We start from the raw sequence: 14464 nt of genomic DNA, 5'->3' as shown, positions 1-14464 counted from the left end.
ACAATGGCAATTGAAATTAAAGTACCGGATATCGGTGCGGATGAAGTTGAAGTCACCGAGATCCTGGTGAAGGTGGGCGATAAGGTTGAAGCCGAACAGTCGCTGATCACCGTTGAAGGCGATAAAGCCTCAATGGAAGTGCCTTCCCCGCAGGCCGGTGTGGTTAAAGAGATCAAAATCGCCGTTGGCGATAAAGTGGAAACCGGTTCGCTGATCATGGTCTTTGAAGCCGAAGGCGCCGCGCAAGCGGCTCCGGCCAAAGAAGAAAAACCTGCGGCGGCGGTCCCTGCTGCTGCGGCAGCCAGCGCGGTGAAAGACGTTGAAGTGCCTGATATCGGCGCCGATGAAGTTGAAGTCACCGAAGTTCTGGTGAAGGTGGGCGATAAGGTTGAAGCTGAACAATCGCTGATCACCGTTGAAGGCGATAAAGCCTCGATGGAAGTGCCGGCGCCGTTCGCGGGCACCGTGAAAGAAATCAAGATCGCCACCGGCGACAAGGTGAAAACCGGCTCGCTGATCATGACCTTTGAAATCGCCGGCGCCGCGCCTGCCGCACAGGAAGCTGCGCCAGCCGCCGCACCTGCTGCTGCCGCGCCTGCCGCATCGGCGGTGAAGGACGTTAACGTACCGGATATCGGCGGCGACGAAGTTGAAGTCACCGAAGTGATGGTAAAAGTGGGCGATAAGGTTGAAGCTGAACAGTCGCTGATCACGGTTGAAGGTGATAAGGCCTCGATGGAAGTGCCTGCGCCGTTTGCCGGCGTGGTCAAAGAATTGAAAGTGGCCGTTGGCGACAAGGTGAAAACCGGTTCGCTGATCATGACCTTTGAAGTGGAAGGCGCCGCTCCTGCTGCTGCACCGGCTGCGGCCTCTGCGCCAGCACCTGCGCCGGCCAAACAGGAAGCTAAAGCGGCCGCGCCGGCCGCCGCTGCGGCGGGCAAGAGCGAGTTCGCCGAGAACGACGCTTACGTGCATGCTACCCCGGTCATTCGCCGCCTGGCGCGCGAATTCGGCGTGAACCTGGCGAAAGTGAAAGGCACCGGCCGCAAAGGCCGCATCCTGCGCGAAGACGTCCAGGCTTACGTGAAAGACGCGGTTAAGCGTGCCGAAGCGGCGCCGGCTGCTGCTGCCGGCGGTGGTCTGCCGGGCATGCTGCCATGGCCGAAAGTCGATTTCAGCAAGTTTGGCGAGATCGAAGAAGTGGAACTGGGCCGCATCCAGAAAATCTCGGGCGCCAACCTGAGCCGCAACTGGGTGATGATCCCGCACGTTACGCACTTCGACAAAGCGGATATCACCGATCTGGAAGCGTTCCGCAAACAGCAGAACGTTGAAGCGGAGAAAAGGAAGCTGGACGTGAAGATCACGCCGGTTGTCTTCATCATGAAAGCCGCCGCCGCTGCGCTTGCGCAGATGCCGCGCTTCAACAGCTCTCTGTCCGAAGACGGCCAGAAACTGACGCTGAAGAAATACATCAACATCGGTGTTGCGGTTGATACGCCGAACGGCCTGGTGGTTCCGGTCTTCAAAGACGTGGATAAAAAAGGCATCGTTGAGCTGTCTCGTGAACTGATGACCATTTCCAAAAAAGCGCGTGATGGCAAGCTGACCGCGGGTGAAATGCAGGGCGGTTGCTTCACCATCTCCAGCATCGGCGGCTTGGGCACGACCCACTTCGCGCCGATCGTCAACGCGCCGGAAGTGGCGATCCTCGGTGTTTCCAAGTCCTCTATGGAACCGGTCTGGAATGGTAAAGACTTTGTGCCGCGTCTGATTCTGCCGCTGTCTCTGTCCTTCGACCACCGTGTCATTGACGGTGCTGATGGTGCTCGCTTTATCACCATCATCAACAACACGTTGTCTGATATCCGCCGTCTGGTGATGTAATCGGCAAGCCGGCCTGACGGCCGGCTTTTTTCTGGTAAGCTATCTTTTGGTGGCGGTTGCCAGTGATAAAGGACAAATCGTTTGTCGCTTGTTGTTTCAAAATTGTTAACGATTTTGTAAACTGTCGCGGCAAGACACGTCCCGGTGGAACAGGGCGTTAAGACAAGAACAATAACGTCAGACCCGCCGGAAACAAATTAAGAGGTCATGATGAGTACTGAAATCAAAACTCAGGTCGTGGTACTTGGCGCAGGCCCTGCAGGTTACTCTGCTGCCTTTCGTTGCGCTGATTTAGGACTGGAAACCGTGTTGGTTGAGCGTTATTCAACGCTGGGCGGGGTGTGCCTGAACGTGGGTTGTATCCCTTCCAAAGCGTTGCTGCACGTTGCCAAAGTGATTGAAGAAGCCAAAGCGCTGGCGGAGCATGGCATCGTATTCGGCGAACCGAAAACCGATATTGATAAAGTTCGCCTCTGGAAAGAAAAAGTCATCAATCAGCTGACCGGTGGTCTGGCTGGCATGGCGAAAGGCCGTAAGGTCAAAGTGGTCAATGGCCTGGGCAAATTCACCGGTGCGAACACCCTGGTGGTTGAAGGTGAAAATGGCGCCACCACTATCAACTTCGACAACGCGATCATCGCCGCAGGTTCCCGCCCGATCAAGCTGCCGTTTATTCCTCATGACGATCCGCGCGTATGGGATTCTACCGATGCGCTGGAGCTGAAAACCGTTCCTGAACGTTTGCTGATCATGGGCGGCGGTATCATCGGCCTGGAAATGGGCACCGTATACCATGCGCTGGGTTCGCAGATCGACGTGGTCGAAATGTTTGATCAGGTGATCCCGGCCGCCGATAAAGACGTGGTGAAAGTCTTCACCAAGCGTATCAGCAAGCAGTTCAACCTGATGCTGGAAACCAAAGTTACCGCGGTAGAAGCGAAAGAAGACGGCATCTACGTGACGATGGAAGGCAAAAAAGCGCCGGCAGAACCACAGCGCTATGACGCGGTGCTGGTTGCTATCGGCCGTGTACCGAACGGCAAACTGCTGGATGCCGGTAAAGCGGGCGTGGAAGTGGACGAACGCGGCTTCATCCACGTTGATAAGCAACTGCGCACCAACGTGCCGCACATCTTCGCTATCGGCGACATCGTCGGCCAACCGATGCTGGCGCACAAAGGCGTGCATGAAGGCCACGTCGCCGCGGAAGTGATCGCCGGTAAGAAACACTACTTCGATCCGAAAGTCATTCCTTCCATTGCCTACACCGAACCGGAAGTGGCATGGGTGGGCCTGACCGAGAAAGAAGCCAAAGAAAAGGGCATCAGTTACGAAACCGCGGTGTTCCCTTGGGCGGCTTCAGGCCGTGCTATCGCCTCTGACTGTTCTGATGGTATGACCAAGCTGATCTTCGACAAAGAAAGCCACCGCGTTATCGGTGGGGCGATTGTCGGCGCCAACGGCGGCGAACTGCTGGGTGAAATCGGCCTGGCTATCGAGATGGGCTGTGATGCTGAAGACATCGCGCTGACGATCCACGCGCATCCAACGCTGCATGAATCCGTTGGGCTGGCGGCGGAAGTCTACGAAGGCAGCATCACTGACCTGCCGAACCCGAAAGCCAAGAAAAAGTAATTTTTCCTTTCCGGCAAAAGCATAAGCGGCTCTGAGAGCCGCTTTTTTTACGCCGGATGTTCAGAACTATGTCAGCGTTAACAACCTGGTACATCTTATAGATACCCGGGAATAGTTTCATACTAAACTTATAGCGTGTTAATAATGAGTGAGGTGTGTTATGAAAATACTTTTAACAACGGCTCTGTTAACCGCAACGTTGGCTTCCGGGATTGCCTGCGCCGCGGATCCTTCGATTCCCTGGGCGACCAACAGCGGCGGGACTGAAAGTACGCATATCGCCGCAATGGGCCAGGATCTGAACGGGCAGCATCAGAAGATAACAAAAACGATGGAAGGGGTATGGGCAAAGAACTCCGGCAGCATCCATGATGACGAAGCCGCGTTGAGCAGCAACAAGCCGGCATTTAAAGGCTACTCGGAATTGATGCCCCATCAGGGCTAACAAAACGCCCGGCCGCAGGGTAATGCGCCGGGCGTTTTTTATGGTTGAAGCCCCAGCAAAGGCGTATCAGCCTGTCCCCGTGAGCAGCTATCGGCAAGAGGATGAAATTCATATCCCGGGAAAGGCACGGAAAGCCTGCAAAATTCCTGACCTTAACGATTCAGCTAAATTTTAATGTTGCTTTTTTGTAAACAGATTAACGCACCGCCAAAATCCTGCTATGCTGCCGATGCGGTACCGGGCATTTACCCTACAAACTACTGTCTCACAGGAGCGTGAAGAGAATCGCCTGCCGCATTTTACAATGAGAGCGAGGAGAACCGTCGTGCTAGAAGAATACCGTAAGCACGTAGCTGAGCGTGCCGCCATGGGGATTGTTGCCAAACCCTTAGATGCAACCCAAATGGCCGCGCTGGTAGAACTGCTGAAAAACCCGCCTGCGGGCGAAGAAGAATTCTTGTTGGACCTGTTAATCAACCGTGTTCCACCGGGCGTCGACGAAGCGGCGTATGTCAAAGCCGGTTTCCTGGCGGCCATCGCCAAAGGCGAAGCAACCTCTCCACTGATTACTCCCGAAAAAGCCATCGAACTCTTGGGCACCATGCAGGGTGGTTATAATATTCACCCGCTGATTGAAGCGCTGGATAACGAAAAACTGGCGCCGATCGCCGCCAAAGCGCTGTCCCATACGCTGTTGATGTTCGATAACTTCTACGATGTGGAAGACAAAGCGAAAGCCGGCAACCCGCACGCCAAGCAGATCATGCAGTCGTGGGCCGAAGCGGAATGGTTCCTGTCACGCCCCGAGCTGGCAGAAAAAATCACCGTTACCGTGTTCAAGGTGACGGGCGAAACCAACACCGACGATTTGTCGCCGGCACCCGATGCCTGGTCGCGCCCGGATATCCCGCTCCACGCCCTGGCGATGCTGAAAAACGAACGTGACGGCATCGTGCCGGATCAGCCGGGCAGCGTGGGGCCGATCAAGCAGATCGAACTGCTGAATAAAAAAGGCTTCCCACTGGCCTATGTGGGCGACGTGGTGGGCACCGGTTCTTCGCGTAAATCCGCCACCAACTCCGTGCTATGGTTCATGGGCGACGATATTCCGTACGTGCCGAACAAGCGCGGCGGCGGCGTAGTGCTGGGCGGTAAAATCGCGCCGATCTTCTTTAACACCATGGAAGACGCCGGCGCGCTGCCGATCGAAGTGGACGTGAGTGAGCTGAACATGGGCGATGTAATCGACATCTACCCCTACAAAGGCGAAGTCCGTAACCACGAAACCGGCGAACTGCTGGCCAACTTTGAACTGAAAACCGACGTGCTGCTGGATGAAGTGCGCGCCGGCGGCCGTATCCCACTGATTATCGGCCGTGGCCTGACCACCAAAGCACGCGAAGCGCTGGGCCTGCCGCATAGCAAGGTGTTCCGTATCGCCAAGGCGGTGGCCGCCAGCACGAAAGGCTTCTCGCTGGCGCAGAAAATGGTAGGCCGCGCCTGCGGCGTTGCCGGCGTGCGCCCCGGCGAATATTGTGAACCGAAGATGACCTCTGTGGGCTCGCAGGACACCACTGGCCCGATGACGCGTGATGAACTGAAAGATCTGGCTTGCCTGGGCTTCTCTGCCGATCTGGTGATGCAGTCGTTCTGCCATACCGCCGCCTATCCGAAGCCGGTCGACGTCACCACCCACCACACGCTGCCGGATTTCATTATGAACCGCGGCGGCGTTTCGCTGCGCCCGGGCGATGGTGTAATCCACTCCTGGCTGAACCGCATGCTGCTGCCGGATACCGTCGGCACCGGCGGCGACTCCCACACCCGTTTCCCGATCGGTATCTCTTTCCCTGCCGGCTCCGGGCTGGTGGCGTTTGCCGCCGCCACCGGCGTGATGCCGCTGGACATGCCGGAATCGGTACTGGTGCGCTTCAAGGGCGAAATGCAGCCTGGCATTACCCTGCGCGATCTGGTGCACGCTATCCCGCTGTACGCGATCAAGCAGGGGCTGCTGACCGTTGAGAAGAAGGGCAAGAAAAACATCTTCTCCGGCCGTATCCTGGAAATCGAAGGCCTGCCGGATCTGAAAGTGGAGCAAGCGTTCGAACTGACCGATGCTTCCGCCGAACGTTCTGCCGCCGGTTGCACCATCAAGCTGGGTAAAGCGCCGATCGAAGAGTACCTGAACTCCAACATCGTGCTGTTGAAGTGGATGATCTCTGAAGGCTACGGCGATCGCCGCACGCTGGAGCGCCGGATTCAGGGCATGGAAAAATGGCTGGCCGATCCACAACTGTTGGAAGGCGACGCGGATGCCGAGTATGCGGCGGTGATCGATATCGATCTGGCCGAGATCAAAGAACCTATCCTGTGCGCCCCGAACGATCCGGACGACGCGCGCCTGCTGTCTGACGTGGCCGGTGCGAAGATCGACGAAGTGTTTATCGGCTCCTGCATGACCAACATCGGCCACTTCCGCGCCGCCGGTAAGCTGTTGGATCAGCACAAAGGGCAATTGCCGACCCGCCTGTGGGTCGCGCCGCCGACCAAAATGGATGCCGCGCAGTTGACCGAAGAGGGCTACTACAGCGTCTTTGGCAAGAGTGGCGCGCGCATTGAAATCCCCGGTTGCTCGCTGTGTATGGGCAACCAGGCGCGGGTGGCGGACGGCGCCACCGTGGTTTCCACGTCGACGCGTAACTTCCCTAACCGCCTGGGCACTGGTGCCAACGTTTATCTGGCATCGGCCGAGCTGGCGGCGGTGGCTTCCCTGCTGGGGCGTTTGCCGACGGCGGAGGAATATCAGGCTTACATGGAGCAGGTTGATAAAACCGCGCTGGACACCTACCGTTACCTGAACTTCGATCGGCTGAGCCAGTACACCGAAAAAGCCGATGGCGTCATCTTCCAAACGGCCGTTTAAGCCGCTATATTGCGCAACGCGACAAACGGGGGGCCTTGGCCTCCCGTTTTCTTTTCCGGCCGTCAACTTTGCGAGCGCGCGCCAGGTAAGAAATGCATTAATGATTAAACTGGTAAAAACGGCTCAGGAGGCATGCTATGGACTACGAATTTCTGCGTGATGTGACCGGGCAGGTAATGGTCAGATTTTCGATGGGGCATGAAGCGATCGGCCACTGGATCAACGAAGAGGTAAAAGGCGATCTTGCCCTGTTGGATAAAATCGAAGCCGGGGCGGAGCAGGTAAAAGGCAGCGAGCGCCAGTGGCAGTTGGAAGGGCATGAATATACGCTGCTGATGGACGGTGAAGAGGTCATGATCCGTGCCAACCAACTGGCGTTTGAAGGCGATGAGATGGAAGAGGGCATGAATTACTACGATGATGAAAGCCTCTCCTTCTGCGGCGTGGAGGACTTTCTGGCGGCGCTGAAAGCCTACCGCACCTTTATCCGTCAATATGGCTGATACCGGGGTGGGGCATTGCGGCGCGGCTACGTTACAGGGCCTTGGCATTCGTTCAAGGGTTCCCTGTCGTGATTGCCCTAAGGGGACGCGGCAGTTGTTCGTGGTTGCGACACGACCGGCACGTGTTACAGTATCAGGATAGAAAAAATCTGGTGGCAGTATGGATGTATCGCCAGTGATTGCAAAGGGCTGGATGTTACTGCCGTTAGAACATTAAGGAAACCCGCAAAATACAACGGGTGAGCCGCACATGGTCGTGTGGCTGTTAGCAAGGAGCACTTTCATGTCATATCATCCACCTCGTGTATATCACCTTAGCGGAAGCGTTGGCGCGTGCGGTTCGAACAACCCTGACGACGTGAAAGCCATTCAGCAAATGGTTAACCAGGCCGGGTACCATTTGGCTTCTGGGCGAAGTGTGCGTGTTAGTGGCCAGTGTGATGGTCAGACACTGGAGGCTATTATCTGGTACCAGCGATTGCTGAATATGTCACCGAGTGGCCTGGTACAACCGGTAGACACCTGGTTTATGCAGGCGCTTAAAAATGCGCTGGAGCCGCATTGGCGACCTAGACATACTGCTGGGCCTCTGCGTGTCAGGGAGGGGCAGATTACCTTCGATGCGGAGGGTTTAGACTATATCACCGCTGCGGAACCTTTTCGGCAACCTTTGCATCTGCAGCAGTTTTCGCGCATCTTGCACTGGCCTGGTGGGAATTCTGGTGTCACTATCGGGCGGGGCTATGATATGAAAGATCGCAGCGCCGGTAAAATCCTGACTGAAATAAAGCTTGCTGGGATTGAAGAGTATAAAGCCGTGATTTGTTCTAAAGCTGCTGGGCTCTATGGCCGAGAGGCGGCTCAGTTTGTGTCGGTTTACGGTCGTCTTATTGGGGAAATAACACACGTTCAGCAGATCAGACTATTTGATATTTCTTATACTGAGAAGGTTCAATACGCCAAAGGTGTATATATGAGAGGTTCGTCTCGTATAGAAAACAGAGTATTATGGGAGGATATTGATATTAAAATACGTGAGACTTTCGTTGATGTAATCTATCAGGGTATATCAGGGATAAGTGCGCTAATTAAAGTGATTGCGACAGGGGGAGGCCGTGACGATATCATCAGATATATCGAAACTGACCCCAGGCAAACTGTCTATCCGGAACGCTTGCGTGTAAAAATAAGGAATCTTAGATGAAAATATTATTTTTTATTTTGTTTGTTATATCTTTTTCGTCCCTTGCCTCAAATAAAGGATATGGGAATATTGCTCAATCTAGTGAAGTTGATGAGTGTATTAAAAAATTCAAAAGCGAGAATATAGAATGTCTGGATGATATTGTTAGCCAATCCGAAAATATGTTACACGATGTTTTTGAAAGAAAACTGGAAGAGATTGCTAAAATTAATCCTGAAAGGTGGTGGATGGGGAATGAGCAGCAGAAAAAGATAATGTTAGAAAATCTAAAGATAAATCAGAAAGAATGGATTGATTACAGAAATAATTACTGTGGTGTTGCCTTATCAAAATATCAAAATCTTGACTCTCTCGGCGAGGCTCAAGCCAGTTGTGAATTAAAAATGAATAAGAGAAGAGTTGAAGAAATAAATATGATTGATGCTCAGCCTGATGAATAATCAGGTTGCGTAAGGTTGTTGTATTAGCCCTTGGAATATAATTCTGCGTAAACGTGGTTTTCTTTAAAGGTGAATGTTTATACATTCACCGAGTTTAATACTAGAACGGTTCACCGCCCGCTACCTGTTTTGCAGCGGCGATGATGCTCTTCAGCTCTGTGTCGGCGGCAATATCTGTGCCGGCACCGCGTGTTTGTCCCAGCCGCCGCCCAGCGATTTATACAGCGAAATCAGGTTTAACTGCTGGTGCAGGCTGGCCTGAACCCACGCTTGCTGCGCATCCAACCAAGTGTTTCGTGCGTTGAGCTGCTCCAACATATTGTCACTGCCGTCGCGGTAGCGTTGCTCCGCCAGTTCGGCGCTTCTGCCCAACGCTTGCGCTTTGGCGCGGGCTGCCGCCAATTCGTTGCGCCACGTTGTTTCTGCACTCAGCGCGTCGGCCACTTCCCGAAAGGCGGTCTGAATGGTTTTTTCATATTCCGCCACCGCCATCTTTCTTTCCGTTTTGGCTGCCTCCAGGTTGGCGCTATTGGCGCCGAAATCGAACAGGGGCAGGGTGAGCTTCGGCGAGAACGACCAGCCTAGGGTTGAATGGTTGAACAAGTCAGACAGGTTGGAACTGGCCTGGCCGTAGGAGCCGGTCAGCGCGATGCGGGGAAAGAAGGCGGCGCGTGCGGCACCGATGTTGGCGTTGGCGCCGATCAGCTTTTGCTCGGCGGCGATGATATCGGGGCGGCGCGTCAGCAGATCGGCCGGCAGGCCGACGGGAACGGCCGGCAGCGTGTTGAGGCCGGCAAGCTGCGCATCTGTGCCGGCGGGCAGATCGGCTGGCAATTGGGGCACCCCAACCAAAAACAGCAGCGTATGCAGATCCTGCGCCTGTTGCCGCTCCAGTTGCGCCACGTTGGTGGCGGCATCCTGCAAAGCCACCGCATGTTGATGATAGGTGGTTTCGCTGTCCAGGCCTTCGTTAACGCGCTGCTGCGCCAGCGCAGTGGTTTTCTGCTGCGCCTGCAGCGCGTCGCGGGCGAGCTGCAGCTGTTGGTCGTCGGCCCGCAACGTGAGATCCGCCGTTGCCACCGCGGCGATCAAACTGATCTGCGCCGCCTGGCGCGTGGCGACGGAGGAAAAATAATCCGCCAGCGCGGCGTCTTTCAGGCTGTGAACCCGGCCGAACAAATCGAGTTCGTATTCCGTGACTGTGACGCCGTAGGTGGCGAGATCTTCCGTGGTTTCCGGGCGAATGCGGCTTTGCTCTATGCCGGCGTTGATCGTCGGCAACAGTTCTGCGCGGCGCACCCGATATTGCGCCTGCAGCCGTTCTGCGTTTAGCGCTGCGAGCCGCAGATCGCGATTGTTGTCGAGCGCCAGCGCGATCAGGCGGCGTTGGCGTTCATCGCGGTAGAAATCCTGCCAGTCTGGCGTTTCACTATGCACTGTCGCCGCTTTCGCCTCGTGCGGCGGGTAAAGCGGGGCGACCGGCAGCGGCGGGCGTTGATAATCCGGCGCCATCGTGCAGCCCACCAGCGGCAAAGCGAGTAGCAGGCCGGTGCGGCGCAGCGTTTTGTTCATAACGGCTCTCATTGTTTTGATAAATGTTTGTGTGAGCGACGGGTATTGCCCGTTTGCGTCAGAATGAATCCCAGCGCCAGTAATGCGGAGAGCGTTAGCGCGATCCCGTGCAGCAACACGTCGGCGGCGTAACGATCGGCCAAAAACCCCGTCAGCAGCACTGATACCAGGTAAGCGGCGCCGGTGCCGGTATCTAACAAGGCGATAACCCGGGCGCAAAATTCATCCGGCACCTGCGTATAAATCCGCAGCAGGCTGAGCGTGATCACCAGCCCTTCCGCCAGGCCGGCGATCGCCACCATCGGCAGCGCCCAGGCCATCGTTTTGGCCTGAGAAAGCGCCCAGATGGAGACGCACATCAAAACCAGGCTGATCAGCATCCAGCGGTTATAACGCGGCAGGCTGTTCTTCATTGACGACAGCACCAGCCCGGCCAACATGCCGAAACCATAGCAACCGAACAGCAGGCTGACGTCTGAGGAGGGGCGGTGGAGGATGCGGGAAACATAAATCAGCGCGAGGATTTCAAAGCTGCCCAGCGCCAGCATGACCAGCATACTGGCTGCCAGCGGCAGCGTCAGGCTGGCGCCGTAACGGGTAATCGTCAGGCGCAGATCGCCCCACAGGCTGCCTTCGTGGGCTTGCGGCGGCTGGCTGCGCAGGCCGGGAATCGCCAGGCACAGTACGCCGGCAATGAGCAACAGCACGGCGATAGCACTCACCGCCACTGTATGCCCATAGTGGCTGGCGACAACGCCGGCGATCAGCGTGCCCGCCGCCATGCCGGCCATGCGCACGCTCATGATCAGGGCATTCGCCGCCGACAACGTCTCGGCCGGCACCAGCCGCGGCAACAGCGCGCTGGCCGCCGGCACGAAAAAGCGATTGCAGGTTGCGCTGAGCGCCGTCACCACGAACAACGGAATGAGCTGCTGGCGAAAAAACGGCACCAGCAACGCCGCAATCACCACCAAGCGCAACAGGCAGGCCCAGCCGAGCACCTGCTTAAGATTGGCGCGATCCGTCAGCGCACCGGCCAATGCGCCGAACAGCAGCATGGGTACCAGCTCGCAGATGATCAGCAGCATCACGTTGAACGCCGAATGCGTCAGATCGAAAACGATGATTTGCAAAAGTACGATCAGCATCCAGTCGGCCAGCGAAATAATCAGTTGCAGAGCGGCCAGCTGGGAAAACGCCGCGTTTTGGAAAACAAGGTGCGGTTTCATTGGCAGGCTTCCGGCGCGCTGATTTTCTTCTGGGTTTCATGGGGCGTCACCTCTTCGTTTTCCAGTACGAATTTGAAAATCAGCGGGCGGAAAAGGAACCCAAGCCAGCTGGGGTTGGCTTTGAACCAGGCGTAACAGGTTTCCAGCCGGCACCCCATATCAACTTTGCTTTGTTCGTTGGATATGCCGAAGTTGATGCTGCGCAGCCCCTGTTCGAGCGCGTAACGTACGATCTCATAACCCATAACGCGGTGAACCGAGAGCCGCCCCGTTTGTTCAAAATCCACGCCGCAGTATGTGGATTCTAGCGTATCGCCCAGGGTGAAACACATATCGAACGCGTCAATGCGGCCATCTTTGCGTAACAGGAGCCATACGGCGTGTTCCAGCCGGCTCATTTCAAGAAAAAATGCCTTCGTCACCATGATTTGATCGGGCGACTGGTATTTCTTGTACAGTTGCAACCACAACGCATGCAGGCGCAGCGCTTCTTCTTCCGACAGCCTTTGGCCTTTGCGGATTTCAAGCTCATAACCCGCTTTCCCCAGGCTGCGAATATCGCGGCGCAGTGATTTACGTTTGGGTTGCCCGGCCAGATAAGTTTCAAAATCGGGCCAGGCCAGATCCAAATGGGCGCAGGCATAGAGCCGATCAAGCCGGGTGGGCCCTAAAAAACGCGCCTCAGGAAAATCCCTGCCGATAAACAGGCGGGATCCCTGTTTGCCTGACTGCGCCGCCAGCGCCTGAACCAGCTTTTGCGACACCGCCGCAGGCTCTGCCCAGGGGGCGATCATCAAGGGGAGCCCGGTGTTGACCGGCGTGCCCAACGTCGTCGTGCTGAGCGACAGGCGGCAGGGCATGGCGATCGACCACTGGGTGGCGATGCCGATGCCCGCCAGCCCGGCTGGCGTTATTGCCAGTGCATATAGAAAGCGGCAGTCCAGCCCGCTGGCTTCCAGCGCCGTCATATAGTCGTGCCGGCAGAATTGATGCGGCTGACACAGCCGGTCCCAATCCTGCGCGTCGATGTCGGCTACCGAATGTCTGAATTCTATACGTAGCGCACCTTCCGCGCCCATCGCCGGGCGGCTTGCCTGACATGTGGAGGCCGGCTGGCAATTAACACCTTGCATATCAATATCTCCCTATGAGTGCGCGGTAAGCAGATCGCGCTGCGCAGCCTCTTTTTCCGTGCCGTTGTTGAGCGCATTCGTCAGGCTGTGAATGAACTGCTCGATTTCGCTATCAGTATGATCTTTATGCAGAATCAGACGTATCAGCGCTTGGTTCAGTTTGACGGCGGGGTAACGGAAAATCGGCACGCAGTAATGTTGTTTTTCCAACATGACGCGCACTTTCTCCGCTTGGCTGTCGGAGCCAAGCAGCACGGAGGTGATATAGGACGGCGTTTCGTTCAGTTGCAGCCCCGCTTCCAGCAAGCGGCGGCGGAAGCGTTCGCTTTTCTGCAGATAGCCGTCCATGATTGCCGGCTCATCATGCAGGCGTTGGATGATCGATGCCGCAACGTCCGCGGTCGGCGGTTGGATGGCTGCGGTAAAGATGGAGGTTCCGCTCAGAATTTCGAAAGCATCGATATATTCCGCATTCGCACTGATGGCGCCGCCTTCAAGCCCCACGGCTTTAGACAGTGAAACCATCACGAAATCGGCGCGCGTCACATGGCGGAATTCGTTATAGAACGCACGTTGCGGCTCGCCGTAGACCATAAAGCCGTTTGCGTCATCAATGTAGCTCAGCGCGCCGTAGCGTTCGCAAAGATCGAGGATAGTGCCGATTGGCGCGATGCTGCCGTCGGAAGAATAGATGCTTTCGAACACCACGATGGCTTTGCGATCGCCGACGCGGCGCAGCAGACGTTCCAGATCGTCTGGATCGTTATGTTTAAATGCAAATAGCTGCTCACCGTATTTCAGGTGTGAGGCGGCTTTCCATAGGCTCCAGTGGCAATCGTGATCGAAAATCAACACCGCATCGTGGTTGTCGATGCCGCACTTGGCTGAGAAATTGAATTTCGCCGTTATCGCATTGATAAACCCGATATTGGCCAATAGCCCGGAGGCGAAGGTCAGCGTTTTGTCCTTGCCGTGAAGTTTGCTGAGCAGCGTTTCCAGCCGGTAATGCGGTTCGCAGATGCCTTGCGTCGCGCGCGAGCCGCCGGTTGACAAACCATAGCGTTTGACCGAATCGCAGAAGGCGTCGAGCACTTCGGGATCCTGCTGCCAGCCGAGGTAATTAATACCGGAAAAATTAACATGCTGTTGGCCGTCGCGTATGATTCGCGGCCCTGACATTCCTTGCATGACGACCGGCTCGCGTAAGAAGCCTTCCTGTTTGGAATGTTCAACAAAACTTTTTAATCCCCAACGATCTTTGCTGTGAATATTATCCATAATATGTTGCCCCATTGACCCGATACCCGCTCGGGATGTTACCGTTTCTGTTAACCGAATTGCCCATAAAAACAATTGAAATTGAAATAACTAGCTGCTTTTTCTATAATTACCCGCAGTCACCGCCGCTTGATGAATACCAGCAGAAAACCGCACGCATAAACAAGAAGCGAGATTGATCTTCGCATTGCAAAATCAAGTGATGCTTAATGAAT

11 protein-coding genes are annotated in these 14464 nt (G+C 55.7%); 7 read left to right on the top strand and 4 right to left on the bottom strand.

Annotated elements, in window-relative coordinates; translation table 11 throughout:
- Positions 1-3 precede the first annotated feature (3 nt).
- The 7 genes from aceF (at position 4) to AC559G_RS04230 (ending at position 9037) form a co-directional block, all read left to right on the top strand.
- Positions 4-1887 carry a dihydrolipoyllysine-residue acetyltransferase gene (gene aceF, locus AC559G_RS04260; RefSeq protein ID WP_498911547.1) on the top strand — a complete coding sequence of 628 codons (1884 nt, stop codon included), beginning with the start codon at positions 4-6 and terminating at the stop codon, positions 1885-1887.
- 210 nt (positions 1888-2097) lie between these two features.
- Entirely contained in the window at positions 2098-3522 is a 1425-nt protein-coding gene (gene lpdA / locus AC559G_RS04255; RefSeq protein WP_346081700.1) for a dihydrolipoyl dehydrogenase, read from the top strand.
- Positions 3523-3682: 160 nt separating this feature from the next.
- On the top strand, positions 3683-3967 hold the full coding sequence (locus AC559G_RS04250; RefSeq protein ID WP_498911545.1) for a hypothetical protein: 285 nt from the start codon (positions 3683-3685) through the stop codon (positions 3965-3967).
- A gap of 325 nt (positions 3968-4292) precedes the next feature.
- Positions 4293-6890 (top strand): bifunctional aconitate hydratase 2/2-methylisocitrate dehydratase, encoded by a 2598-nt coding sequence (gene acnB, locus AC559G_RS04245; RefSeq protein WP_438599375.1) that lies wholly within the window; start codon positions 4293-4295, stop codon positions 6888-6890.
- Between the two features lie 137 nt (positions 6891-7027).
- The gene (gene yacL, locus AC559G_RS04240) at positions 7028-7393 is read left to right on the top strand and encodes a YacL family protein (protein ID WP_498911542.1); all 366 of its coding nucleotides are present in this window, start codon (positions 7028-7030) and stop codon (positions 7391-7393) included.
- Positions 7394-7676: 283 nt separating this feature from the next.
- Positions 7677-8597, top strand: a complete 921-nt coding sequence (locus AC559G_RS04235; protein WP_498911540.1) for a DUF8812 domain-containing protein — start codon at positions 7677-7679, stop codon at positions 8595-8597.
- Positions 8594-9037: a lysozyme inhibitor LprI family protein gene (locus tag AC559G_RS04230; RefSeq protein ID WP_498911538.1), complete on the top strand. Its 444-nt coding sequence runs from the start codon at positions 8594-8596 to the stop codon at positions 9035-9037. The genes AC559G_RS04235 and AC559G_RS04230 overlap by 4 nt, the downstream gene beginning before the upstream one ends.
- A gap of 150 nt (positions 9038-9187) precedes the next feature.
- Here AC559G_RS04230 and AC559G_RS04225 read toward each other — a convergent pair whose 3' ends face one another.
- Genes AC559G_RS04225 through AC559G_RS04210 form a run of 4 tightly spaced genes read right to left on the bottom strand, consistent with a single transcriptional unit; the run spans position 9188 to position 14249 of the window.
- Positions 9188-10609, bottom strand: a complete 1422-nt coding sequence (locus tag AC559G_RS04225; RefSeq protein ID WP_498911536.1) for an efflux transporter outer membrane subunit — start codon at positions 10607-10609, stop codon at positions 9188-9190.
- Positions 10610-10617: 8 nt separating this feature from the next.
- A complete protein-coding gene (locus AC559G_RS04220) occupies positions 10618-11838 on the bottom strand; it encodes an MFS transporter (RefSeq protein ID WP_498911534.1) in 1221 nt (406 codons plus the stop codon).
- Entirely contained in the window at positions 11835-12971 is a 1137-nt protein-coding gene (locus AC559G_RS04215; RefSeq protein WP_498911532.1) for a GNAT family N-acetyltransferase, read from the bottom strand. Before AC559G_RS04215 ends, AC559G_RS04220 begins: the two co-directional genes overlap by 4 nt.
- A gap of 12 nt (positions 12972-12983) precedes the next feature.
- On the bottom strand, positions 12984-14249 hold the full coding sequence (locus tag AC559G_RS04210) for an aminotransferase class I/II-fold pyridoxal phosphate-dependent enzyme (RefSeq protein ID WP_498911530.1): 1266 nt from the start codon (positions 14247-14249) through the stop codon (positions 12984-12986).
- Positions 14250-14464 lie beyond the last annotated feature (215 nt).

Source organism: Gibbsiella greigii, assembly GCF_039540155.1.
Lineage (GTDB): Bacteria > Pseudomonadota > Gammaproteobacteria > Enterobacterales > Enterobacteriaceae > Gibbsiella > Gibbsiella quercinecans.
The sequence above is the reverse complement of the archived record's forward strand: the minus strand, read 5'-3'. Positions and strand labels throughout refer to the sequence as shown.